17 protein-coding genes and 1 pseudogene are annotated in these 23,311 nt (G+C 63.6%); 7 read left to right on the top strand and 11 right to left on the bottom strand.

The features are described from left to right. Window positions 1-17 precede the first annotated feature (17 nt). Entirely contained in the window at window positions 18-1,976 is a 1,959-nt protein-coding gene (locus TSH64_RS00245; protein WP_109095158.1) for a tetratricopeptide repeat protein, read from the bottom strand. A 362-nt stretch (window positions 1,977-2,338) separates the two neighbouring features. Here TSH64_RS00245 and TSH64_RS00240 point away from each other — a divergent pair, with 362 nt between their 5' ends. The 4 genes from TSH64_RS00240 to TSH64_RS00225 all read left to right on the top strand — a co-directional run bounded on the left by TSH64_RS00240 (window position 2,339) and on the right by TSH64_RS00225 (window position 7,818). After that, window positions 2,339-4,495 carry a peptidase domain-containing ABC transporter gene (locus TSH64_RS00240; RefSeq protein WP_109095177.1) on the top strand — a complete coding sequence of 719 codons (2,157 nt, stop codon included), beginning with the start codon at window positions 2,339-2,341 and terminating at the stop codon, window positions 4,493-4,495. 11 nt (window positions 4,496-4,506) lie between these two features. Continuing rightward, on the top strand, window positions 4,507-5,928 hold the full coding sequence (locus tag TSH64_RS00235) for an HlyD family type I secretion periplasmic adaptor subunit (RefSeq protein WP_247872675.1): 1,422 nt from the start codon (window positions 4,507-4,509) through the stop codon (window positions 5,926-5,928). 2 nt (window positions 5,929-5,930) lie between these two features. Then, window positions 5,931-7,286, top strand: coding sequence for an SEL1-like repeat protein (locus TSH64_RS00230; protein WP_109095156.1), 1,356 nt, complete (start codon window positions 5,931-5,933; stop codon window positions 7,284-7,286). 166 nt (window positions 7,287-7,452) lie between these two features. Then, window positions 7,453-7,818 (top strand): hypothetical protein, encoded by a 366-nt coding sequence (locus tag TSH64_RS00225; protein ID WP_109095155.1) that lies wholly within the window; start codon window positions 7,453-7,455, stop codon window positions 7,816-7,818. Between the two features lie 104 nt (window positions 7,819-7,922). On the opposite strand, the gene TSH64_RS00220 is transcribed toward TSH64_RS00225, so the two are convergent. Continuing rightward, window positions 7,923-8,855 carry a hypothetical protein gene (locus tag TSH64_RS00220; protein WP_109095154.1) on the bottom strand — a complete coding sequence of 311 codons (933 nt, stop codon included), beginning with the start codon at window positions 8,853-8,855 and terminating at the stop codon, window positions 7,923-7,925. A gap of 393 nt (window positions 8,856-9,248) precedes the next feature. Here TSH64_RS00220 and TSH64_RS00215 point away from each other — a divergent pair, with 393 nt between their 5' ends. The 3 genes and pseudogenes from TSH64_RS00215 to TSH64_RS00205 all read left to right on the top strand — a co-directional run. Then, window positions 9,249-10,073 (top strand): radical SAM protein, encoded by an 825-nt coding sequence (locus tag TSH64_RS00215; protein ID WP_146207958.1) that lies wholly within the window; start codon window positions 9,249-9,251, stop codon window positions 10,071-10,073. Further along, window positions 10,066-10,482 (top strand): SPASM domain-containing protein, encoded by a 417-nt coding sequence (locus tag TSH64_RS00210; RefSeq protein ID WP_158285310.1) that lies wholly within the window; start codon window positions 10,066-10,068, stop codon window positions 10,480-10,482. The genes TSH64_RS00215 and TSH64_RS00210 overlap by 8 nt, the downstream gene beginning before the upstream one ends. A 24-nt stretch (window positions 10,483-10,506) precedes the next feature. Beyond that, window positions 10,507-10,728, top strand: a pseudogene (locus TSH64_RS00205) (tyrosine-type recombinase/integrase); the annotation flags it as partial. A 64-nt stretch (window positions 10,729-10,792) separates the two neighbouring features. Here the strand turns inward: TSH64_RS00205 and TSH64_RS00200 are convergent. The 9 genes from TSH64_RS00200 to TSH64_RS00165 all read right to left on the bottom strand — a co-directional run bounded on the left by TSH64_RS00200 (window position 10,793) and on the right by TSH64_RS00165 (window position 23,276). Next, the gene (locus TSH64_RS00200; protein WP_109095150.1) at window positions 10,793-11,785 is read right to left on the bottom strand and encodes a diacylglycerol kinase family protein; all 993 of its coding nucleotides are present in this window, start codon (window positions 11,783-11,785) and stop codon (window positions 10,793-10,795) included. Further along, entirely contained in the window at window positions 11,782-14,535 is a 2,754-nt protein-coding gene (locus TSH64_RS00195) for an LTA synthase family protein (protein ID WP_158285309.1), read from the bottom strand. Before TSH64_RS00195 ends, TSH64_RS00200 begins: the two co-directional genes overlap by 4 nt. 379 nt (window positions 14,536-14,914) lie before the next feature. Continuing rightward, window positions 14,915-16,141, bottom strand: a complete 1,227-nt coding sequence (locus TSH64_RS00190; RefSeq protein WP_109095148.1) for an FkbM family methyltransferase — start codon at window positions 16,139-16,141, stop codon at window positions 14,915-14,917. A gap of 34 nt (window positions 16,142-16,175) precedes the next feature. Continuing rightward, window positions 16,176-17,414 carry a class I SAM-dependent methyltransferase gene (locus tag TSH64_RS00185; RefSeq protein WP_158285308.1) on the bottom strand — a complete coding sequence of 413 codons (1,239 nt, stop codon included), beginning with the start codon at window positions 17,412-17,414 and terminating at the stop codon, window positions 16,176-16,178. A 119-nt stretch (window positions 17,415-17,533) separates the two neighbouring features. Next, complete coding sequence (locus TSH64_RS00180) at window positions 17,534-17,920, bottom strand: hypothetical protein (protein ID WP_109095146.1); 387 nt, start codon at window positions 17,918-17,920, stop codon at window positions 17,534-17,536. Then, window positions 17,917-20,136, bottom strand: a complete 2,220-nt coding sequence (locus TSH64_RS00175; protein WP_109095145.1) for a glycosyltransferase — start codon at window positions 20,134-20,136, stop codon at window positions 17,917-17,919. Before TSH64_RS00175 ends, TSH64_RS00180 begins: the two co-directional genes overlap by 4 nt. Window position 20,137: 1 nt before the next feature. Beyond that, window positions 20,138-20,713, bottom strand: coding sequence for a hypothetical protein (locus TSH64_RS35175; RefSeq protein WP_146207955.1), 576 nt, complete (start codon window positions 20,711-20,713; stop codon window positions 20,138-20,140). Window positions 20,714-20,757: 44 nt separating this feature from the next. Further along, window positions 20,758-21,258 (bottom strand): cupin domain-containing protein, encoded by a 501-nt coding sequence (locus TSH64_RS00170; protein ID WP_109095144.1) that lies wholly within the window; start codon window positions 21,256-21,258, stop codon window positions 20,758-20,760. Continuing rightward, complete coding sequence (locus TSH64_RS00165; protein ID WP_199237385.1) at window positions 21,255-23,276, bottom strand: glycosyltransferase family 4 protein; 2,022 nt, start codon at window positions 23,274-23,276, stop codon at window positions 21,255-21,257. The genes TSH64_RS00170 and TSH64_RS00165 overlap by 4 nt, the downstream gene beginning before the upstream one ends. Window positions 23,277-23,311 lie beyond the last annotated feature (35 nt).

Genomic DNA, 23,311 nt, shown 5'->3' with positions numbered 1-23,311 from the left:
CCTCGGGTGGCGTTCCCTCAGGCGGCGCTGCGGGCCACCCAGTCGCGCCACATGGCGCGGTAGGCCGCCTCGACCCCACGGGCGAAGCCCGTGTAGTCGGTCAGCGGGGCGGCGCTCAGCCGGCTGCGCATCGTCCGGCGCAACCGGTCCAGGCGGCCCGGGTCGCCGGCGAGCGCCACTGCGGTGGCGATGTAGCCCTCCATGTCGGAGGCCACCAGCTCCGTCAGCCCGCAATGGGTCAGCAGGCTGGCGCCGACGCGGGCGACATGGTTGGCGCCCGTCAGCGTCACCACCGGCACACCCATCCACAGGGCCTCGCAGGTGGTGGTGGTACCGTTGTAGGGGAAAGGGTCGAGCCCGATGTCGATGCGGTCGTAGGCGCGCAAATGCCCGTCGGCCGCGTCGATGCGGGCCAGAAGCTCGATCCGGCCGGCGTCGATCCCGCACTGGACGAAGGTGTTCAGATAGCGCCGGCGCGTCTCCTCGTCGCCCATCTGGGCGCTCTTGACGATCAGGCGCGAGCCCGGCACCCGCTTCAGGATCTCCGACCAGACACGCACCACCTCCCCTGTCACCTTGGAAGTGTTGTTGAAGGAGCCGAAGGTGACATGGCCGTTGGCGCGGAACGGCGGTTCGGCCGGCGGGGCGACGTCCAGCGGCGGGCGGTAGCTGTGGAAGCCCTGTGGCAGCCTGACGATGCGTTCCGCGCTCAGCCGGTCGGCCTCGCCCGGGGGCTCGGCGATGGCGTCGCTGAAGCGCCAGTCGATGGCGCGCATGCCGGTGGTGTCGGGATAGCCCAGCCACGTCGCCTGCACCGGCGCCGGCTTGCGGGCGAACAGGGTCAGCCGGTTGTTGGCGGTGTGGCCGGTCAGGTCGACCAGGATGTCGATGCCGTCCTGCTCGATCAGTGCCGCGGCGCGGGCATCGTCCACCCCCACCAGCGACCGCCAGCCGTCGGACAGCCCCTTCAGCCGTTCCGTGACCACGTCGGAGCGTGCGGACGCGGGGTAGCAGAAGACCTCGAAGTGCTCGCGGTCATGCTCGCGGATCAGCGGCTCCGCGAAGAAGGCGACCGAATGGGCGCAGAAGTCGGGCGAGACGTAGCCGATGCGCAGCCGGCGATCGGGATCGCGCGGGTTGGCATGGCGCCTGTCGGCGGGCAGCAGCGGGTCGGCATGACGCTGTGCCCACGCCATATGGGCCCTGAAGATGGTCTCGGGCGGAACGGCCGGGGTGTAGTGCAGGGCCAGCAGCAGGTTGGAATGCATCAGGGCGTGGGTGGGGTGCGCCTCCAGCCCCTTCTGGAAGACGCCGACCGCCTCCTCGATGCGTCCCATCTCCTTCAGCGTTTCGCCCAGGTTGTTCCAGGCCTCGGCCGATTTCGGATCGGCCTTCAGCGCGGCGACGAAGCACTCCACCGCGCGGGTGAGTTCGACCGCCCCCTTGTGCAGGTCGCCCAGGTTGCACAGCGCCGCCGCCATGTCCGGCTTCAGGCGCAGCGCCTCGCCATAGGCGGCCTTGGCCGCCTCGCGGTCGCCGCGGTTGCGCAGGATGTTGGCGAGGTTGAAGTGGGCCTCGGCATATTCGGGCTTCAACCGGATGGCGGTGCGCAGCGCCTCCTCCGCCTCGGCGCTTCGGCCCATGTCCTGCAGCAGGCAGCCATGGTTGCTGTGGACGAAGGGATCGGCCGCGTTGCGGGCAAGCGCCCGGCGGTAGCAGCCCAGCGCCTCCTCCCAGTCGCCGCGGGCGCGCAGGATGATGGCGAGGTTGTTGTTGGCGTTGGTGTGGCCGGCATCGGCAGCCAGCACGGCGCGGTATCCGGCCTCCGCCTCGGCCGTCCGGCCTTCCCGGTGCAGGCTCAGCGCCCGGCCGAAGGCGGCGTCCCCTGCCGAAGCCGCCGGAGCCGTGCTCTGCGGGGAGGGGGCCGGAATGGCCGGGCGCTTGGCCCTGGCCTGCTTGTGTGAAGGCTTTTTCATCGGGCTGACCGCTTGGCGTTAAGTCTTCGTCGGCAGAAAAGCCGTCCTGCCGGTCGATAGCAATGACCATGCGCTGCCGCAAGCGGCATCTCGTCTCCGGATGGATGTGCCGCAACGGCCACATGGGGTGGAGACATATGATGGATGGCGGATGGGCCCTGGGACAGATGGCTTGCCGCTGTTGGGCCAATTCTGCTATCTCAACGGAATCGCGTGGCTATGCATCGTTCGCAAGTGGCGGACTCTACGCGCTTCGTCGCGCCCTGGCCCCCAAGGAGCGCATGGTCGATCGAAACCGGGTGACCGAACGGTATGAAGACCTTGCCTTCGCGACGCATTCCACATTTTTCACGGCGGTTCCCATGACCTTAGCTGCGGAAGTCCCCTGCGCCCACACCGGGCTGCATTCCCTGGCTGTCGTCGCGCGCCAGCGTGGCCTCGACGTTTCGGCCGAGCGGCTTCAGCACAGCAACGTCATCGGAAACGAGGAGCTGGACACCGCGCGCTTGCTGCGCGTTGCCAAGTCGATCGGCCTGAAGGCCGAGGCGACGACGCTGGACTGGGACGATCTGGGCAAGCTCCAGGATGCCTTCCCCGCCATTCTGCGCCTGCGCAACGGCAACTCGATGGTGGTGGTCGGCTTCGGCAAGCAGGGCGACACCGACGTCGCCATTCTGCAGGATCCGCTGGCCGGGCAGGAGTTGATCCTGCCGGTCGACCGCATCCGCCTGAGCCAGGCCTGGGCCGGCGAGGTGGTGCTGCTGAAGCGCGACTACGGCCTGGCCGACGCCGAGCAGCCCTTCGGCCTGAAATGGTTCGTGGTGGAGATCCTGCGCCACAAGCGCATCTTCCGCGACATCGGCATCGCCGCGATCCTGATGAGCCTGTTCGCGCTCGCCGTGCCGATCTTCTTCCAGCTGGTGGTCGACCGCGTGCTGGTCCACCGCAGCCTGGGCACGCTGGGCGTGCTGATGGTCGGCATGATCGGCGTCATCCTGTTCGAGACGGCCTTCTCCTACCTGCGCCAGTACCTGATGCTCTACGCGACGAAGAAGATCGACGCGAAGATGAACGTCCAGGTCTTCAACAAGCTCGTCGGCTTGCCGATGCATTATTTCGAGAAGGTGTCGTCGGGCGAGATCGTCAAGAACGTCCAGCAGGCCGAGCGGATCCGCACCTTCCTCACCGGCCAGCTCTTCATGACGCTGCTGGACACGGTCTCGCTGGTCGTCTTCCTGCCGATCATGTTCATGTACAGCGTGCCGCTGACCGTCCTGGTCCTGGCCTTCTCCATCCTGATGGCGATCAACATCGGCATCATGATCCCGCTGATCAAAGGCCGGATGAAGGATCTCTACCAGGCCGAGGTGCGCCAGCAGTCCTTCCTGATCGAAAACATCCACGGCATGCGCACGGTGAAGTCGCTGGCGCTCGACGCCCGGCAGAAGCAGGAGTGGGACCACCGCGTCGCCCGCGCCGCCGAACAGCGCTTCGACGTCGGCCGCATCATGATCATCGGCCAGACGGTGGCCATGCCGCTGAACCAGCTGATGATGGCCTGCCTGCTCGGCCTCGGCACCTATCTGGCGCTGAACGGCGACATGATGATGGGCGCGCTCATCGCCTTCTACATCCTGGCCGGCCGCGTCACCCAGCCGCTGCTGCAGATGGCCCAGCTGGTCCAGCAGTTCCAGGAGGTGTCGATCTCGGTCCAGATGCTGGGCACGATCATGAACCACGCGCCGGAAGAGGGCCGCACCGGCCGCGGCCTGCGCACGCCGCTGCGCGGCACGGTCGAGTTCCAGGAGGTGCGCTTCCGCTACGCCCCCTCGGCGCCGCCGGCGCTCGACGGCGTGTCCTTCGCCGCCACCGAAGGCACCATCCTCGGCGTGATGGGCCGCTCCGGCTCGGGCAAGACCACCGTGACCCGTCTCCTGCAGGGGCTGCACCGGGCGCAGGAAGGCCTGATCCGCATCGACGGCCACGATCTGCGCGAATACGACCTCGACCATCTGCGCGCCTCGATCGGCGTCGTGCTGCAGGACAATTTCCTCTTTACCGGCACCATCCGCGACAACGTCGCCGCCGCCAAGCCGGGGGCGACGACCGACGAGATCCTGAAGGTGATCCAGCTGGCCGGCGCCGACGAGTTCGTGGAGCGGCTGCCCAAGGGCCTCGACACCATGCTGGAGGAAGGCTCGTCCAACCTGTCCGGCGGCCAGCGCCAGCGCCTGGCCATCGCCCGCGCCCTGCTGACCAACCCGAAGATCCTGATCATGGACGAGGCGACCTCGGCGCTCGACGCCGAGAGCGAGGCGATCGTCCAGGCCAACCTGATGAACATCGCCCGCGGCCGCACCATGATCATGATCTCGCACCGCCTGTCGTCGCTGGTGCCGTCGGACACCATCCTGGTGATGGACCGCGGCAAGGTGGTCGACAGCGGCCGCCATGACGAGCTGCTGGGGCGCTGCGACATCTACCAGCATCTCTGGCACCAGCAGAACCGGCACATCTAGGAGCGCGTCCCTTGACCGCACAGAAGCTTGCGAAAATTGAGACGACGCGCATCCCCGCGAACGATGCCGTAGCGCGCAACCCGGCCTCCCCGCTCGACAAGCGCGCCAAGGCGCGCGGCAAGGCGGCGGTCGGCGCCTTCCAGAAGGACACGGAGGCGATCCAGAACGCCCCCGATCCGTTCCTGGCGCGCATCACGCTGCATCTGCTGGCCCTGTTCGTCATCGGGGCGATCACCTGGGCGTCGCTGTCCTACCTGGACAAGATCGTCGCCTCCCAGGGCAAGATCATCTCGACCGAGCCCAACGTGATGATCCAGCCGCTGGAGATGGCGGCGATCAAGCAGGTCCTCGTCCGCGCCGGCGACGTCGTCCACCAGGGCCAGGCCCTGGCGACGCTGGACCCGACCTTCACCCAGGCCGACGTCCTGCAGCTGGAATCCCGGCTCGCAAGTGCCGACGCCCAGATCGCCCGGCTGGAGGCCGAGCATGACGGCAAGCCCTTCGTGGCGGGCAGCGACCGCTATGGCTACGGCACGCTGCAGCAGGCGCTGTGGCGCGAGCGCCAGGCGCAGTACCAGTCGCAGATGCAGAATTACGAGGAGAAGCTGGCCCGCCTGCAGTCCAACGTCTCCAAATACGAGATGGACCGCGTCCATCTGAACGAGCGGCTGAAGGTGGTGCGCGAGATCGAGACCATGCGCTCCTCGCTGCTGGCGACGCAGGTCGGCAGCAAGCTGAACCTGCTGCAGGCCACCAGCGACCGCATCGACATCGAGCGCAACCTGGTCCTGAACCAGAACGAGCTGCAGGGCAACCGCCACGACCTGCAGGCCCAGCTGGCCGAGCGCGACGTCTTCATCCAGCAGTGGAACGGCAAGATTATCGAGGAGCTGACCACCCAGCGCAACGACCGCGAGGCCGTGCGCGAGCAGCTGACCAAGGCGCGCAAGCGCCAGTCGCTGGTCCAGCTCGACGCACCGGTCGACGCCATCGTGCTGGAGGTCTCGCCCAAGGCCACCCCCGGCTCCATCGCCAAGGAGGCCGAGCCGCTCTTCACCCTGGTGCCGGTCGGCGCGCCCCTGGAGGTCGAGGCCAACATCGACGCCCGCGACCTCGCCTTCGTCCAGATCGGCGACAAGGTGCGGGTCAAGCTCGACGCCTATCCCTACATGCAGCACGGCTCGCTCGAGGGCGAGGTGGCGACGATCAGCGAGGACTCCTTCTCCAACAGCAAGGACAACACGAATGGGATGCTGTTCTACCGGGCGCGGATCAAGCTGCTGACCACCGGTCTGGACAATGTGCCGTCCAACTTCCGCCTGATCCCCGGCATGCCGCTGACCGCCGACATCAAGGTCGGCGAACGCCGGATCATCACCTATTTCCTGCGCCCCATCCTGCGCGGGTTCGACGAAAGCCTGCGGGAGCCCTGATCTTGTTCGGCAAGATGCTGAAGCGAAGCAAATCCACCACCGGTTCCCGCAAGCCCGATTTCCGGCGCGGCCTCGCCGCCTTCGAGGCGGAGGACTATGCCGCCGCCGTCGCCGACTGGATGCCGCTGGCCGAACGCGGCGACGCCGAGGCGCAGTACCGCATCGGCCAGCTCTATGCCCGCGGCCAGGGGGTGGTCCGCGATTTCGGCGACGCCGCCCACTGGTTCCGCAAGGCGGCGGAGCAGGGCCACCGGGACGCGCAGTTCTCGCTCGCCCTGTGCTACGCCAACGGCGAGGGCGCGGCGCAGGACAACGCGCTGCCGGTGCGCTGGTACAAGATCGTCTCCAAGGCGAGCCCGCCGACGGCCGACGCGAATCTCGCTCTGCTCTATCCCAACGGGCTGGGCATCGCACCGGACATCGCCCAGGCGGTGCATTGGTACCGGCTGGCCGCCGAGGCCGGCCATACCGAGGCGCAGCACCACATGGGGCTGCTGCATGCCTTCGGGCAGGGGGTGGCGCAGGACCATGCCGTCGCCGCCGACTGGTACCGCCGCTCCGCCGAGGCCGGCTATGCGGTGGCCCAGCATGCGCTCGCCTCGCTCTACGCCAACGGCCAGGGGGTGGAGCGCGACGTCGGCCAGGCGATCGCCTGGTACGGCCGAGCCGCCGAACAGGGCTTCGCCAACGCCCAGCTGGCGCTCGCCGTCATCCACGAGCACGGCACCGGGATGGAGCCCGACCCGGCCCGGGCGGCGGAGTTCTACCGCCAGGCGGCGGAACAGGGCCATCCGGTGGCGCAGGTCAATCTGGGCCTTCTCTATGCCCGCGGCCACGGCGTGCCCAAGGATTACCGCGAAACCCTGAAATGGTGCCGGCTGTCGGCCGAGAAGGGCAACGTCAACGCCCAGTTCAACCTGGGCCTGATCTATTCCAACGGGCTGGCCGGCTCCCCCGATTATGCCGAGGCGGCGGTCTGGTACCGCAAGGCGGCGTTGCAGGGCAATGTCGGCGCCCAGGTCAATCTGGGGCTGATGCTGGTCCATGGCTGGGGCGGCCGCCCCGACCTGGTCGAGGGGGTGGACTGGCTGCGCAAGGCCGCGGCGCAGGGCCACACCGGCGCCATGACCAACCTGGGCGCGCTCTACGCCAGCCCGGACAGCAAGGCCCACAACCCGGTGCAGGCCTATGTCTGGTATATCATGGCCGCTGCCGGCACCCAGCCCGGACCCGAGCGCGAGGAGCTGGAAGCCAAGGCGCATGAGCTGGGCAACCAGCTGACCAGCGAGGACCGCCACAAGGCCCAGGTCATCATGGAGGATTGGAAGAAGAACCCCAAGCTGGTGGCGAATGCCTAGCCGGCCGGCGTGATCGTCCGGCCCCGATCGGGGGCGTGACGGCCGCGGCCCCAGTGGGGGGGAGCGGCTATCCGCCTGATCAGGCAGGATTTTTCCCGGCATTGTTGACCGGTATCCTATCGCGTGCATTTATTCCTTGCGGATCAATCCGCATGGAGCCGCAGCGATGATGACCCCCTACACCCATGTCCAGCCGATCGCCGAGCTTCCCGGTTCGCTGGGGTTCACCGTCTGGGGCGTCGGGACCCGGGACGAGATGGCGACGGTGCTGGCGCCCGGCTATTTCGGCACCAACGCGCGCCTGATGAATGACGGCGACATCGTCATCGTGAACCGCCGCCCGCCCCGAAATGCGTCGGCAGGCGGTGCCGAAAAGCTGGTGCTGGCCGTGCACAAGGACCGGGAGGGAACGATCACCCTGCGGCAGGTCCTGCATATGCCGGCTTTGCCGCAGGAGGCGGCGGCATCCCCCGCTTCGGGAGAAAAGCCGAAAGGCTCAGGCAATGCCGGCCGGGGGGCGGCCCGCTCCTGATCTGCGGGGCGTCGTTTGGCTATAGCCCTATCATGCCTGGGCCGAGGACGGCCTCATGGCGGCGTGACCCCAAGCCAAAGGGCCTCCGGCAAACCAAGCGCGGTTCAAAGGGCCGCCTCATGGGAAGCCGGGGAAACGGATTGATGGGAAGAGACGGCGGGGATGACCAAGTCTTCCCGTTTCGCCCATCTTTCCAGAAAGTGGGATTTCGCCGCTTCTTCCATTTTTCTGTAAAGCGCTTCATCGCTGTTCGATTGGTGGCCACCATTGCTCGCGTTCGTCCAGCCATGAATGGTGTGATCGTACCAGTTCAAAAAGCGGTGCCCACGCAAGAAAAGCTGGCGGAACCAGTCCACTCCAGTGTCGAGACCCATCATGCCGATGGGATGGACATCTCCCCTGGGCGAAACCACGTCCCGGACTTTGCCGATGTCGATCAGGCAAAAGAACTCGTTCAGCCGGCATTCGGGCAGCGGCATCGGCTGCCGGCGATCCACCGTGTCGGGCGATGTCCGCGGTGACGGGTGCTTTTCGATCAGGGCGCAGATTTCTTCATAAGTCGGATTGTAGCTCTCGTACCGGGAGCCGTCGCAGACCCCGGCATGATGCGCCGGGCAGTTCCAGCATTGGCCGATTGGGCCGATGCCGCTGTATTCCGAGCCATCGATCTTCGACAGCATGTCCCCGATGACGTCCTGGGAGAAGAGACAGTCATTGTGCATGAGAAACAGGTATTTCTTGTCGGTATTCTCCCAGGCATATTGGTAACGGATGGAGTTCCGATAATCCTCATCGGACAGCCTGTTGGGATCGTGTGGATACCAGCCATGATGGATTGGCGGTATGTAGTGAATTATATCCGCGTCTTTGATGTGCGACTTGATGAATGAAAAGTCGGAGTCGAAGGGATGGCTTCTTTCTTCCTGGAAATAGATTTTGTCGATATGCGCGCCGCTATGGTCCAGCAGGGACAGGATCGAAACGGCGGTGTGGTATGGCTTTCCGTAAGCACAGATCGCAACATCGACTTTCTTCAACGCTGTTCCCCTGAGCTGCTCACGGACCGGATTCGACACAGCCGGGAGACGATCCGACCCACCCCTCGGTCGGCGTCACTGTAGGCTGACCATCCCCCGGCCGGAAAGTGGAATGACGATGGCAGGGGGCGACGCTCTCAAGCTGCCGGGCGGACTGACTGCCCGGCATGGGGGATGATCGACGGGGTCTGATCCACTGGTATTTCCAGCCTCCGGATCATCGCCGCCGACCCTCCGTCGCGGCTTTCTGGTTTCGCCTCGGCGATCATGCTATGTGGCTTTCCCAGCAGCGCACAATCAGGCGTTTGTGATGGATGGAGCGCATGCTTTCCAGGGTAGCGGAGATCACCGGAGGCTGTGCATGGGCGACGTGATGCCGGGAAGGATATTGTCGTGACCCCCAGGGACAACGAGGCACTCGCTCTGGCCGAGTGCCGGGCGAGGACCTGCGTGGTGGCGAGCACGCCGGTGATGGTGACGCTGGAGACGTCGTCGATCTGCAACCTGCGCTGCGTCATGTGCCCGCACAGCATCGGCGCCGTCGAGCGCCCCAAGCACCTGGAGGAGGCGCTTGCCGAGACGGTCGGTCGGTTCCTCGGCCAGGCGAAGAGCGTCCAGCTCCACGGCATCGGGGAGCCCCTGGCAAGCCCGGCCTTCTGGTCCGTGCTGGAACGGTTGCCCGAGGGCTGCGACGCCTCGATCAACACGAACCTGACGCTGCTGGATGACCGCAGGCTCTCGCGCCTCGTTGCCTCCAACATCGGCCTGATCAACGTCTCGGTCGACGCCGCGACGGCGGAGACCTACCGGAAGATCCGCGGGCACGCCTTCGAGGAACTGACCCGCAACGTCGAGCGCCTTATCGCGGCTCGCGCCGACGCCGGCAAGCCGCGCCCGCTCGTGTACCTGAACATGACCCTCATGCGGGCGAACATCGAGGAGGCGCCGGCCTTCGTCGAACTCGCGGCGGGGCTCGGCGCCGACGCCGTCTGCTTCTGGCATCTCAACCGCTGGCCGGACCAGGAAATGGCCCGCTACCGCACGGAAAAGGGCGGGTGGGTCTTCGATTATGCGGCTGAAGGACTGTGGAGTCACCCGGCGCTGTCGAACCGGTGTCTTCGGGAAGCGGTGGAGGAGGGCCGGCGTCTCGGCCTGCCGGTGCATCTCGACCACAACAAGGGCGTCTTCTTCGACGAGGAGGGCTCGGGCCATGACTGAGACCGTCAAGGACTGTCACTATCCCTGGACATGGATGATGGTCACGGCCGACGGCGCCGTGAAGCCCTGCTGCTTCGCCTCCGGGTTCCTCGGCAACCTGCATGAGGCCTCGGCCGAAGAGATCTGGAACGGCGCCGTCGCCGTGGAACTACGCCGGTTCATCAAGGAGGATCGTATCCATCCCGTCTGCGCCAAGGCGCCCTGCAAGTACGTCCAGGGCATGCAGGCGGCCATGGAAGAACTTCCAACGGGGATTCCGGTGGCCGACACGCCGGAGCAGTTCGATGAGGCTTGGTACCTCAATGCCTATCCAGACGTCGCCAAAGCGGTGCAGTCGGCGGCGTTTGCATCCGGGTGGCAGCACTACTGCCTGCACGGCCGGTCCGAGACACGACGTCCAAGGCCATAATGCACGTGCTATTACAATACCTGGAAGAGCGTGAAGGAGGCGGCGGGCCTGCCGACGGACCTGCGCCTCCACGATCTCCGCCACACCTTCGCCAGCACCCTCGTGTTGAAGGGGCGGACCCTCTACGAGGTCAGCCAGCTGCTCGGCCACAGCCAGATGTCGATGACGATGCGCTACGCCCACTTGGCATCACAGCGCCTGCTGGAGGCCACCAACGAGGTGCTTCCGGACCTGTCGTCGGTATGAATGGAGGTGCCCCATCTTTGGAGTCCTTCTTTTTCGTCGCCGCACGTATTCTCTTCAAGTCAGCTCAGAGCCTATGCCGGCAAGATGCTCTTGAAGCTGGCCCGCCAAGCGTGAGGCTTGCGGGCGCCAGCACCGGCAGCGGTCGCGCAGCCGACGCGATCTGCACCGGCAGGCGGGCGACGATGTCGCCGTCGGCCTGGACCGGTTCCCCCGCTGGCCCTTCAATGGACACTGTCCCAGCTGGGATTACGCGGTAGTCCGGCAGTCGGTGCAGGCGCCCCATGGCGATGCTGCACATGTAGCGCACCGCGTTCCACTGGCCTGGCCGACGGAACAAACAGACGTGCAGGCCGGGTACAGCAAGGCTGGCCTGCGGCGCGCAGACGAAGCGCCCGCCGTAGAAACGCCCGTTGGCGACGACCACCGACGCCACCTCCCAGCTCTCCTCATTCACCTTCACGTGGTAGACATGGTCGGTCCTCCCGCAGAGCTGGACGAGCGTGCTCGTGGCGTAGGCGGCTTTCCCCACCACGCGCTTGAAGCGGGTCGAAACGCCGTCGACCACCCGGGCATCGAGGCCCACGCCAGCCATCATGCTGAAATACCGGCCGTTCACCACGCCCAGGTGGATCGGGCGCCCCCCACCGGTCGCCAACAGCGCCGCAGTGCCGCTGGGGTCAAACGGCAGCCCTAGTTCATGCGCCAGGACGTTGGCGGTCCCCAATGGAATGATGCCGAGGGGAATGCCGACGGGGGCGGCGCAGGCGGCTAGACCGTTGATCGCCTCGCTAATGGTGCCGTCCCCGCCGGCGACGGCTATCACGTCATAGCGCCCTGACTTAACCGCCGCAGCCATTGCCTCGGCGTCGCCAGGCTTCGAGGTGGCCCACACCGTCACGTTGGCGCCATGACGCTGCGCCAGCTCCTCGATAGTGGCGTACAGGCGCAACGCCCGGCGCCCCCCGGCAACGGGATTATGGATGACCAGGACGCGCCGTGGTTTCGCGTCGGGCCGGAGCCAAGCGTCGGGCGCGGGAGAAGCGACGGTAGGTGTCAAGGCAAAAGGGCTCGCACGTTCGGCGCGCCGGCGGGATTGATCTCCTCCGCGGCTTCGACATCGGCCAAGGCGTCGGCCAAGCTGCCTCGCGCGACGTGCAGGCGGATGCGGTGGTAGAGAGCCCAGAACCGGTCCCCCATGGCAACTGCCCGGTCGAGCGCGGCCTTGACGCCGTCATCAATGCGCCCGACGTCGATCCGCGTTGCCGCCCAAAGCAGGTCCGCCTCAGGAGGTGATACGCCGGCCTCGACCAACGGCTCGAGAAGGGCCAGTGCGGCCTCCCGGTTCCCGGCTATGAAGACCGGCCGCACCAGCCCCATCAGGGCAGAGATCAGTTCCCCGTCCGGCTGCTGCCGGTCCCGCAGTAGCTGGGCCGCCGCCGCTGCGATTTCGCGGACGCGAGCGTGGTCCTGTCGGGCGAGAAGAAGGCGGAGATGGTGGTAATAGGCCCAGAACGGCTCCGGCGCAGCGGCGGCGCAATTCAGGGCGGTGTCGATGGCCGCATCAGTCCGTCCTACGTCGATCTGCATCGCCGCCCACACTAGATTCGCGCCCGGATTGCGTTCCCCGGCATTCACCAGCGGATCAAGCACGGCGAGCGCGCCTGGAAAATCGTTCAGTGCGAAGCGGCTTTTCCCGAGGGCAACGAGATTTGAGCTTTCTCCCGACCCAGTGGCATGTGCGGCTGCCACGTCGGCCGACACGGCGGCGTAGTCGCCCCGCATGAGGTTTAGCCGGGCACGATGGAAATAGCCCCAGAAGGGGTCCGGGCTGGCGATCACGTTGACCAGCGCCTGCACGACTTCGTCATCCGTGCGCCCTAGGTCGATCTGGCGCGCTGCCCAGAGGAGTTGGGCGCGGCCGATTAGGACGTCGTCCTTCGGAAGGGTCGCGTAGAGAGCGTCGAACTCGTCGTAACGCCCTTCTTTCATCAGCAGGAACAGAGTGTCAATTTGACGGCTGCTGGTGTTATAGCGGCCGTAAAGCTTTGAGTTGAGTTCGTAGCGCTCCCCCTCCGTCGTCGCGACGAGATCCTGCGTCAGGAGCTGCGCCCCGTAGATCGTATCATAGGCATAGACGGCACGATCCTCAGGAGCCATGCGACACGCCCGAAGGGCGCCGAACGCGGCCTCGTCGGCGATCCCCAGCCGGGCCAGGATCTCCGCCCCGAGGTCGTTGGCGTCAAGTGTACCGAAGGGGGTATCCGCCACGCCAGGAACGTTGGAGAATACGAAGAGGGGGGTCCGAAACAGGTCATCTTCCCGGACTTGGTCGTTTCCGAGAGTCATGAGGATGTCCCTCCAGACCTCAAGTCCATTCAGGCTGTTCGTGAAAAACGGTACATGGTCCCCGAAGACCACAAGGACATAGGGACGAGCCCGGCTCTCTAGGCCCCGGTGTAGGCGGGCCAGGGCGCGGTCGGTCGCTGCTGTGACCCTGCAGTACTGGTCGACCACCTTCTGAAGCGGCTGACCCTTGAAGAAGCTGGGATCGACGAAGTCGGTCCTGTCGTGCTCGGCTGGCGGGTAAGGGCCGTGCCCCATAATAGAGACGCCGAAGACGAAGTTCGGCCGGTCGGCCTCAAGCTTTGAAAGGATGAGGTCAACGAATGCGTTGTCGGAAATCCGGTCGAATTGCCGCGCCGCGCCGTAGAAGCTCTCATCGGCGAAGAACTCGTCGAAACCCAGCTTCCGGTACACTCTATCGCGGTTGTAAAACCACCGGTGGAAGGGGTGCACGGCGCAGCTCGTGTACCCGCGGCGCTTCAAACAATGGGGAAGCCCGTAGACGCCGTCGTTAAGCCTGCTCATATAGGGGAGCATTCCGCTCCCGTCCGACCCTGTGGGAATGCCCGTCAACACCTCGAACTCGGTATTACAGGTGTTTCCGCCGACGACGGGCACATTGAGACGGCCGCGAGCGCGCTCCGGCCCTTCCGCCTTGACATAGACAAGTGGTTCCGCCGCGAGTGGGATGCCAAGTTCCGCCAAATCGGCAAGGGACTCCATCATCAGCACAATGACATCAGGATCGCCTGCGGCTTCGCGGCATCCATCCGGCTGACCGCCGACCCGGCGCACCTTCGACAGAACGTCGATGCGCCGGTCAAACTCGTGGGGCTTGTGCGGTCTCGACATCCTGACTAGCAGGAGCCAGCCTTGTAGAAGGAAGCCGAGCCGCCGGACGTTAATGTTTTGGTCTGTCTGCGAGTAGGCGAGGGCATCGTCGACCTGTGGCCATGCGCGCGCCCGCCACCACAGTACGGCCCAGCCGGCCATGCTGGCCGGCAGAAGCCCGAGGCGGAACCTCGAACCCGACATAAAGGCCAGGGCGGCGTTGGCGCAGTGTCCCAGCAGCATTGCGCCAGCCGCAGCGAGGGCCAGGGCGATCGCTATGACGGCAAGGCGGCGCGGCGGCACATAGCTCGGCAGGAAGGTCAGCGCCTCACGGACGCTGTTTAGGTCTCCGGGCGACAGGACGCGGCCAAATAGTCTGTGCAGAGCGATGTTCGTAGCGTAAAGCGCAAGAATGACGCACGCAGCCAACTCTGTGCCGATGACGCCGGCCAGCGCGAACAAGGTGCCGTGCAGGGTGGCCGCGACGGCGGTGTTCCACCAGAAGCGGCGGTGGTTCGCAATCGGAGCCGTGTCATAGGCAAAAGCAAGCTGGTCCTCCAGCCGCCTTTGCAAGTATGCGCAAAGCAGTGCAAAGATAGAGCAGCCAGAAATATAAACAAAAAATATGACCATTGGGTTCCATATGTGCATATTCAAGAAAATTAAATCCGTGGCCCTTGCCGGTTAGGATCGCCTGTATATTCGAGTAATTGAAAGGTCATGCTCGTCATCTGATGAATGGTGATTTTTCCCCACTGTGGAGACGAGGGATGTATCTGAGCCCTGCTGGTGCGCCGCGGTCGGGGAGAGGTGCCGATGTGCCGCCCCTCCGTCGTAAGGTCAGGCGCTCATCGCCCCTTCTCGAACGGTACGCCGCGGCCACCGCCTACATCTCCGGCGGCCTGCTCTCGTTCGAGAAGGGGCGATGAGCGCCTGACATCTTCGGACAGATCAGATCCAGTCGGTTTCCGTCTTGTAGACAGTTCGGCCTGGAGTGGGTTCACCCGCCCATCTACCTCCAGCGGCCAGTGCCGGCCGCAGCAACCTCCCGCATCCGTTCGGTCGGAATGGCAAGCACGTCCCATTCGTACTGGTCGTCCAGAGAGCGCTTGGGGAAGCCTGCTGCCCCCACCTCGACGTCCGCCCGGTGCCGGAAGCCATAACCCAGGCCGCCGAGAAATTCGTAGATCACTCGATAATCATACCCAGCAAGTTGCATCCAATGGGGTGACACTTCGAAAAACACAAACGGACGGTGTTCGCGTAGGCACCGGTCAAGACCGCGCAGCACGAATAACTCGTAACTCTGGACGTCGATTTTGATGAACCCAATCCTGATGTCGGGAAAGGATTGCTGGAGAAGATCGTCCAGAGGTGCTGCGTCAACTGTTTCCGCAGCAGCATTCTCTGGCGGCTGTGGATTGATGCCAAGGCTCCCGAAATTGCACTCATGCTCGTAATCGATGGGGTACAGCGTCAATTTCCCAGGTCGATCCGACGCGGCGACATGCACCGTCCTAACGTTTCGGCAACCGTTCAGCACGCAGTTCGCATTCAGCAACTGGTACATGACCCGCTGCGCTTCGATTGAGACGACAACCCCCTCCGGCCCGACCAGTTGGGAGAAAACGACCGAGTGATGGCCGAAGTTCGCACCGACATCGAGCACGGCATCGCCGCGTCGGACACACGCCTTGAACAGCCCGATGTCGTCCCCGCCCCATGTCCCTGTGGACTGGATGACGTTGGGAATGTCCTTGTCTGTCAGCAGAACGAGGAAGCGCCCCCACTCGGCATTGATCAACTTGCAGCCGGGCGACAACGTCAGGACGTCTCCCCGCTCGTCCGGCAGAGCCTCCACGGCCAATCCGACAACCCAGACTTGATCGCCGCCGGACGTTGAGTTCCGCCGTCCGAGAACCCGGACAACGACTTCGGCAGCGCCGTGCGGACCGGCGTCGATATAATGAAAGAAGCCCTCGTCCTGGTGTTCGGCGTAGAGGTCAACCACAATGGAGTGGCCGGCGCAGGTGATCTCCACGAGCCCGCTCCATGCGTGCCGCAGCAGCCAAATGCCGACGCGGCCGGGCGGGCACATGAACGTCATAGTGGCCCCGGCCGTTTCCGCCATCTGGGCAACCGTCCCCAGCTTCGGCAGGTCGTAGGGTTTCCACTCCTGCGTTGTCGCCAGTGCGTATAATCCTCGACGTGTGATCTCAGGAACCTGAAGCTTAATCATTCTAATTGTCCTCGGAAGCAAGGCGCGCAGATAATCAGATTTTGGTACCGCACAACCAAACACCGTTGGCAATATATTTCAGTCGATCATATGTCACTAGCTTGTCCCATTCCTTTACTGTTTCCAAAATATTCTGAACTTTTCTGGAGTCCGCAAGTCGATCGACATGAGTGCATTGTATCATCCACTCGATCAAGAAACTCATGGAGCCCTCCCAGAAGACGTCATCGATCCGAAAATCCTTGAGCATCTCCTCAAGACCCCAAACCGTTCCATTGAAGAAGTGTTGTCCTTCGCTGTGGATCGGCTGCATGAACGCCATGCCGATGAGGACTTTCCCACCGGGCTTCGTGACGCGATAAATTTCCTTCCCAGCGAGATTTGGATCTTTCAGGTGCTCGATGACGCCGGTCGAATATATGAATTCAAAAGTGTCGCTCGCGAACGGCAACTTGAGCGCATCGCCGACGATGTCAGGTTCGTCATATGGAGCATAATCGAGGTTGACGTATCGGGGATCGTCTAACTGCCGGTTGCCACCTCCAATGTCGAGACACAGGCCGCTGGCCGGCACCGCTGCCAGCATTTCTCTGAACCGGTTCGTATAGCTGGCGCCCCGGACACGCAGCTTCTTCTCGAAACGGATAGGCTCGACCTTCTCCGTGGCAATTTCGCACCCCGAAAACAGGCACTGTTGGCCCATACTCTGCGTCGATTGGGTGCCCTTGGCATGGACGACGACTTCGGATGGGGTGTCCGGCCGGGCCGGCTTGACGGCGACGGTTCTCGGAACGGTCGTGTGCGGCTCGTAGAGGTCGAGCTGGTGGATCACTTCCCCATTGACGAGCACATCCACATGGCCCGACCAGGGATGCGCGCCGAAGATAATTTGGCATGGACGGTCGATCTGCCAGCGAATGGTTGTTGGCCTTGTTTCGCAATCCGTAACCACCATGTTCTCAATCGGGCGCCAGTCGCCGCTGTACGTGAACAGGGCATCGTTGGGAGGGAATGCGGTCCAGACTTGCTGCTGCTCCTCATACGACGGCAGGTGCCCTTCGACAATACGCGCTCGGATCGTACCCACGTCGATCCCCGACTGGAAACGCACGAAGTCGATCTGGAAGTTCCGGATCTCGCCGACGACGGACCCGAGCCGCGGGCTCCATAGGACTGCTTCCTTCACCGCTCCGGCCGACTGCACCAGAGGCAAGACCTCCAGCGCGCCGCGCGTTATCGGGCAGGCGAGCCGACCGAGGAGCTTCTGCTGCACGATCGCTGCGGACGAGAGAGTCGCTATTTCACTCATTTGCCAGAAGCCCAACTTACACGATAAAGACAGACACCAGAGCACATCATGCTGCGATCTTCCACACCGGACCGCATTCACCACTAGAGCGTCCCGTTCTTACCAACAGCAGCAATCTTGTTCTTCAGGCCAAGTATTTCGGTTTCGAGTTGATTGAGTTCTTCCGTCTTTGATACCCACCTTTTCTGCTTCTCGTAAAGATCATGAAGCAGAGAGCGCTTCATCCGCGCCCGTAGCAGAGCCGCGTCGGGAGAGGCGAGTAACGAGCGCGACATGGGCCCCGAGAGTTCCTGGAGGGTCGCCGCCACCTCCGGGTATTTGGCTAGGAAATCGGTGTTCAGCAATATGTGGCATAGCAGGTCCTTGGGACCTTCCACATAGGAGAGGAGCTTGCTCACCTCGATATCGGAGGGCTGAACATCCGTGAAGGTGTCAAGTGCCTGGACGACCATGTTTCGATCCAGCCTCATGATCTGACTTCCTCCAGCGCTGTGTTAGAAGACGTGTCCACCTCTTGGAAGGAGGCGTAAGCAGCCTCGATGCCTTCGACCATCTGCTCCAAGGTGTATTTCGCAAGGAAGCTCTGCCGGGCAGCATTTCCAAGTTGCCGGCGAAGGTTTCGGTCGTGGACGAGTTTGAGAACGGCCTGCGCGATTTCTTCGGGATCGTTAGGATCGACGAGAAGCCCCGTCTTCAACGGCTCAACAACCTCCGCAAGTCCACCTACGTTACCAGCAATAACGGGTTTTCCGTATCGCATTGCTTCGATGGCCACAAGGCCGAAGGATTCGAAGCGGGAGGGAGCGAGAAAAATGTCGCAGTTGGCGTAGGCTTCGGCCAGTTGGTCGTCCGGACGGTAGCCTTCGATATGGATCCGCTGTGCCAGCACCGCGGATGCGCCCTCTTGAAGACGATGGACCGCTCGCTTGCTGTTCTGGTCTTCCGTCGTGGCGCCGATAAAGCGGAATGAGACGTCGGGAACCTGCGCGCAGACACGAAGGGCCGCATCCAGCGCCGTGTCGAACCCCTTGCGGGTTTCCTGGCGCCCGACGAACAGGACTGTGATCTCGTCGCCCGCTTCCGTCTTCATAGTCTTTGGCATTTGCGGCACGGAGACACCGTGGGGGACGATGATCGTCCGCGGCGCGATGTCGACGCCGTAGGCGTCGTGGATTTCCTTCACGACCGCTTCCGTGTTGCCGAGGAAGTACGGTGCCTTTTCGAAGAGGAACTGTTCGGCCTTGATGACGCGCTGGACGTGGTTAAAGTCGTACAGGGGGCGGTGCCAGTCCGGCTTGTGAGGGTAGGCGAGCTTATAGGTGGTGTGCAGAGACGTCACCACGGGGATGGGCGAGAGTAGCAGGGGGACGAGTCCCTCGACGTCCCAAATTGGCGCGGAAACCAAATCTAGGTTCGTAAAACCGATCTCCTGCAGTTCCACGTACACGCCGGCCGACCAGTGGGCGAGGTCGCCCGGTATGTCGATCGCGGCGGTCACCTCACCGAGTTCTCCACCCTCAACAGCTCGCACCTTGTGGACCCAGACACCGTCCCGGAAATCGACCGTCGGTTCGGCTTCTGCGCGGGTAATGACATGAACCCGATGCCCGCGTGCCGCGAGGCCACTGGCGACATGCTCCGTCCACCGTGCGATGCCAGCGGTGTCGTTTGGAGGATATCCCTGAGAGACCAGCGCGATCCGCAGCTTTTGGGCGCCGCGGGCGTTGAACCCCTTGAAGGGCCTTTTGGCGACATCCGCCGCGCGTTCCAATAGGTTGGTGGGGGCGGGACGCCGGGACAGCTCACGGCCTTCCTCGATGCCGAGTTCCACCTCCTGGTTGAGGAGCGCTTCGGCAGCCGGGCTGAGATAGTTGTGCTCGCGGAGCCACCGGTTGTCCCGGCGCAAGCCGTCGCGGTACTTAACGATTTCGACCGTCACAGCGATCTCGTCTAGTGCCGTCACGCCATGTCGGTACATGAAGTAGGCCTTGCTTCGGCTGGGGATATGCAACGTGGTCGGAACCTTATTTGGGTTCCGCAGATGGCTCGGCGCGTAGCGATGATAGATAAGGGCATCGGGGGCGTACACGATCTGCCCACCTTGGTCCACGAGCCTTAAGCAGACGTCCGTCTCATCGAGGAAGTAAGCGAAGGTTTCGTCGAAGCCACCAATCTCTCGCAGCGCCGACGCGCGGAACGACGAGTTGGTCCCAAGAAGAGAGGGAAACAGAGGCGATCCGGGGAAGCAAAATATTTCGCGTGAAATCCCACTGGGTACAGTGTAGGCATTTCCCAGTCTATCGCAAAGTGTGGAAGTTGCTTGGTATCGCTTTCCTGTATGATCTCTGGTAAAGCCGCCAACCCCAACAACATCGTCTGAATTATACTTTTCCAGAAGCTTGTTTAACCAAGACGGATGGACCACTGCGTCGTCATCTATAAATGCAATAATGTCACCCATCGCGTTTGCAATACCAACATTCCGCGAAACGGAGAGATTTCTTTCTGGGCATTCGAGATATGTGATGGATGAAGCGTATTCGTTGCAGAGTGCTCGCGTCTCGTCTGTCGACGGACCGTTCACAACGACGACCTCGAATTGACCTTCGAGGTTGCGAAGGGCACGTAGGCAATCGCGGAGCTGAGATGCTCGATTATAAGTATTGATCACGATTGAGGTATTCATATTAATTGCCTTCAGTATTGGCGCGCAACAAAGCAATCACATCCATATTTTTCTCATGAAATTCGGGAGATCGAAACAGAGCAGCAAACAAGCTATCCTTAGATCTGTGCACAGATAACTGATGATTAATCGCGTCATCGCTCTCTGGGATACGATGAAATAGAAGTCCGAATACTGAAATAACGTCTTCTCTAGTCAATACGCAAGTGGGAAGGTTTTCCGTTAGCCTGATCTCAAGTAGTATATGCTGTTGTTTGCCGGAATCCACGACAATCTTCAACTTTCTCTCGTTTGCTCTCGGCTTCAAACGAACTCGAAACCCGACCTCGACTCTCGGCACACCAGCATCGTTAACATCAGGTCGAGCCAGATCTGCTTTTCCGCGACCGATTATTCCGGTGGACCCAAAGACCAGTATTTCAGGGGTACTGTCTGGGCTCGCCGCATCGAATGCCCAGCCGTATATCAGCGCAGCACCATGATCAAAATCGAGTCCGTCGAAATTGGCATAGATACTGGTCCCTTTAATAGCGGGAAGCGTAGCTAGAAGGCCCGCCGCCTCTATATATTGCTGCATATCACTTATCTCCTCATGTGAAAAATCGGGAATGAGAAATATTATTAAATCACGATCGAAGTATCCAACCTTGACCAATAACCATCGTCTAAGCGAATAATTTCATCTTCGCCGAGATAAGCCCTTGACTGAACCTCGATCAAGTGTAGTGGCACCTTTCCTGAATTTTCCAGCCGGTGCGTCGTTCCCATCGGGATGTAGACGGACTGGTTCCCGGAGACGAAGATCTCCTCCTCCCCGCGTCTGACCAGCGTCGTACCCTCGACCACGATCCAGTGCTCCGCCCGGTGTTGGTGCATCTGCAAGGACAGCCGCTCGCCCGGCTTGGCGGTGATCCGCTTGACCTGGAAACGGCTGCCACGGTACGAGCCCCAGGGGCGGTGCACGGTCTTGTGCAGGGCGTGCTCGTCGCGCCGCTCGGCCTTGAGGTGGTCGACGATGTGCTTCACGTCCTGCGCGTGGTCAGTGGCCAGGGTGGCATCGTCGGTGGCGATCACCATCACATCCTCCAGCCCGACCACATTCCCCCTGATCTGCCCGGTCATCGGACCGCACCCGCCTGTGCCGACCAGCCCAGCAGGGCGGCATATCCCGCGCCGACCGCTGCCGGCGCGTAGGTCGCCGCCGTCAGCCTCTGCCCCTGCTCGGCCAGCCGTCGGCGCAGCCAATCATCCTCGACCAGCCGCCGCATCCACCAGGCGGCGTGGGCTCCATCCGGCTCGGCCCACAGCTGGCCGCCGGCGAACGGGTATTCCTGCGGCGACACCGGGCGCAACCGGTGGTCGACCAGCGCCGCGCTGCCCGGTGTCGTGAAGTCCATGTTGCCCGAGAAGCCGGTGACGACTACCGGCTTGCCCAGCATCATCGCCTCGGCGATCCCGCGCCCGAAACCCTCGGCCCGGTGCAGCGAGACGAAGGCATCGCACGCCCGGTAGAGGTCGAGCACCGCGCCCCGGCTCAGCGTCTCGTCGATGATGGTGATGCGCCGGTCGGCCCGGGCCTCCTCCAAAAGCGCCTGCCAAACCGGGTTCTCCGGCGTCCCGCGCATCGCCTTGACCACCAGCCCGACCGGCTCATGCCCAAGCGGGAAGGCCTGCTTGAAGGCCCGCACGCAGGCCTGCGGGTTCTTCCGGGCCAAGCTGGACAGGACGTCGAAGGAAAAGACGAAGAGGAAGCGGTTCTCGGGCAGACCGAAGTCACGCCGGCTCAGCCCCGCGGTCGCGTCCACCGCAACCGCCATGGGCAGGTGCCGCACCGGCTTCGGGCTGCTCTTGGCAAAGGCCTCGTAGGTGTAGCGGCTCGACCCCCAGACCTCGTCGACGAGGTCATAGGCATGGTGCCACTCCTTGGGCCACTCCGGCAGCTCCCATGGCCAATAGCCGATGGTGCGGCGCCCGTCGAACAGCGCCGATCCTTCCACCGCGGCGAGGCGCGCGGTCTCGATGCCGGTCGTGCACAGCAAATTGACCGCATAGGGAAGCCGGTCGGTGATCAGCGCATCGACGCTGTCGTCGCCCTGGCACACCTCGCGCCCGGGCTCGACATTGTAGATGCTGAAGGGAATGCCGGCCGCCTGCATGGCGAGCGCCGCCATGCGGACATCCTCGCCGATGCCGAACTGCCCGCGGGCGTAGCCGATCAGGTTGAGGCCGAACGGCAGAGTGCGGTGGCTCGCCTGGACCGCAGGCGCCTTCATGGTCGCCGGGGGGGCCCTGTCCAGCATGTCCCTGTCCAGCATGTCCATATCGGCCAGCCGCTTGAGGATCAGGGAATGGTCAGGCCCCTCAATGCGCGCCCATCGAGCGAATTCGGGGCCGAGCGGGTCCGCGAAGCGCGCCTGGAGGGCGGCGTCGCTGGACCAGATCATCGCCAGGACCGGCGGCAGCCGTGGAGCCCCGGGGACGGGGACGAGAAGGGCGCGCGCCTGGGGGGCATCAACGATGTCGGCCAGCTGCGTCTCGGCAAGACCTTGCGTGAAGTACCACACCAGGAAGGCGAGGCGCCCGCTGTGGGCATCCAGCGGAAAGCGCGTCTGGAGGTCCGGACGCCGCAGCCACAGCTGCACCATCAGGCGGGTGATCGCCAGGGTGCCGAAGGCGGGGACGCGCCCGTCCGGCTCGTTCAGGAAACGCTTCTGCTCCTCGGTGACGAAACGGCCGAGGCGCAGTTCGGCCGAGCCCTGGATGAAATACCACCAGACGAAGCCTTGCTGGCACTCCACCGTCCGCAGGTCGAAGGCGTCCTGCAGGTCGGGCCGCATGGTCCGGACCAGCGTCATGAAGCGGGTCAGCGTCGGGCGCACCTCCGGGAGAGCCTCCGCCGCCGGCTCGGTCAGGAGATACGGGGAGACGGCAAAATCCGTCTCCGCCAGCGCGCGGTACTCGCGCGCGCCGTTCAGCAGCAGCCACCATTCGAAGCGTTCCAGGTCGTCCCCGCACAGCGCGCGCAGGTCGGGTCGGGTCAGCCAGATGGTCTGCCCGACCCCGCCCAGCCGCGGGCGCGCCGACGCGCCGGTGCGCTCGGCGGTGTTCTCCGACATTTCGACCGGGGAAATGGGGTTCACGGAACCATCCATCAGGCGGATGTCCAATGGCACGG

It is taken from the genome of Azospirillum sp. TSH64, from assembly GCF_003116035.1.
Lineage (GTDB): Bacteria > Pseudomonadota > Alphaproteobacteria > Azospirillales > Azospirillaceae > Azospirillum.
The sequence above is the reverse complement of the archived record's forward strand: the minus strand, read 5'-3'. Positions and strand labels throughout refer to the sequence as shown.

Coding starts and splice junctions, on each gene's coding strand:
- TSH64_RS00245 (WP_109095158.1), bottom strand. CDS start 1,976: ATGAAAAAGCCTTCACACAAGCAGGCCAGGGCCAAGCGCCCGGCCATT.
- TSH64_RS00240 (WP_109095177.1), top strand. CDS start 2,339: ATGACCTTAGCTGCGGAAGTCCCCTGCGCCCACACCGGGCTGCATTCC.
- TSH64_RS00225 (WP_109095155.1), top strand. CDS start 7,453: ATGATGACCCCCTACACCCATGTCCAGCCGATCGCCGAGCTTCCCGGT.
- TSH64_RS00210 (WP_158285310.1), top strand. CDS start 10,066: ATGACTGAGACCGTCAAGGACTGTCACTATCCCTGGACATGGATGATG.
- TSH64_RS00195 (WP_158285309.1), bottom strand. CDS start 14,535: ATGGTCATATTTTTTGTTTATATTTCTGGCTGCTCTATCTTTGCACTG.
- TSH64_RS00190 (WP_109095148.1), bottom strand. CDS start 16,141: ATGATTAAGCTTCAGGTTCCTGAGATCACACGTCGAGGATTATACGCA.
- TSH64_RS00180 (WP_109095146.1), bottom strand. CDS start 17,920: ATGAGGCTGGATCGAAACATGGTCGTCCAGGCACTTGACACCTTCACG.
- TSH64_RS00175 (WP_109095145.1), bottom strand. CDS start 20,136: ATGAATACCTCAATCGTGATCAATACTTATAATCGAGCATCTCAGCTC.
- TSH64_RS35175 (WP_146207955.1), bottom strand. CDS start 20,713: ATGCAGCAATATATAGAGGCGGCGGGCCTTCTAGCTACGCTTCCCGCT.
- TSH64_RS00170 (WP_109095144.1), bottom strand. CDS start 21,258: ATGACCGGGCAGATCAGGGGGAATGTGGTCGGGCTGGAGGATGTGATG.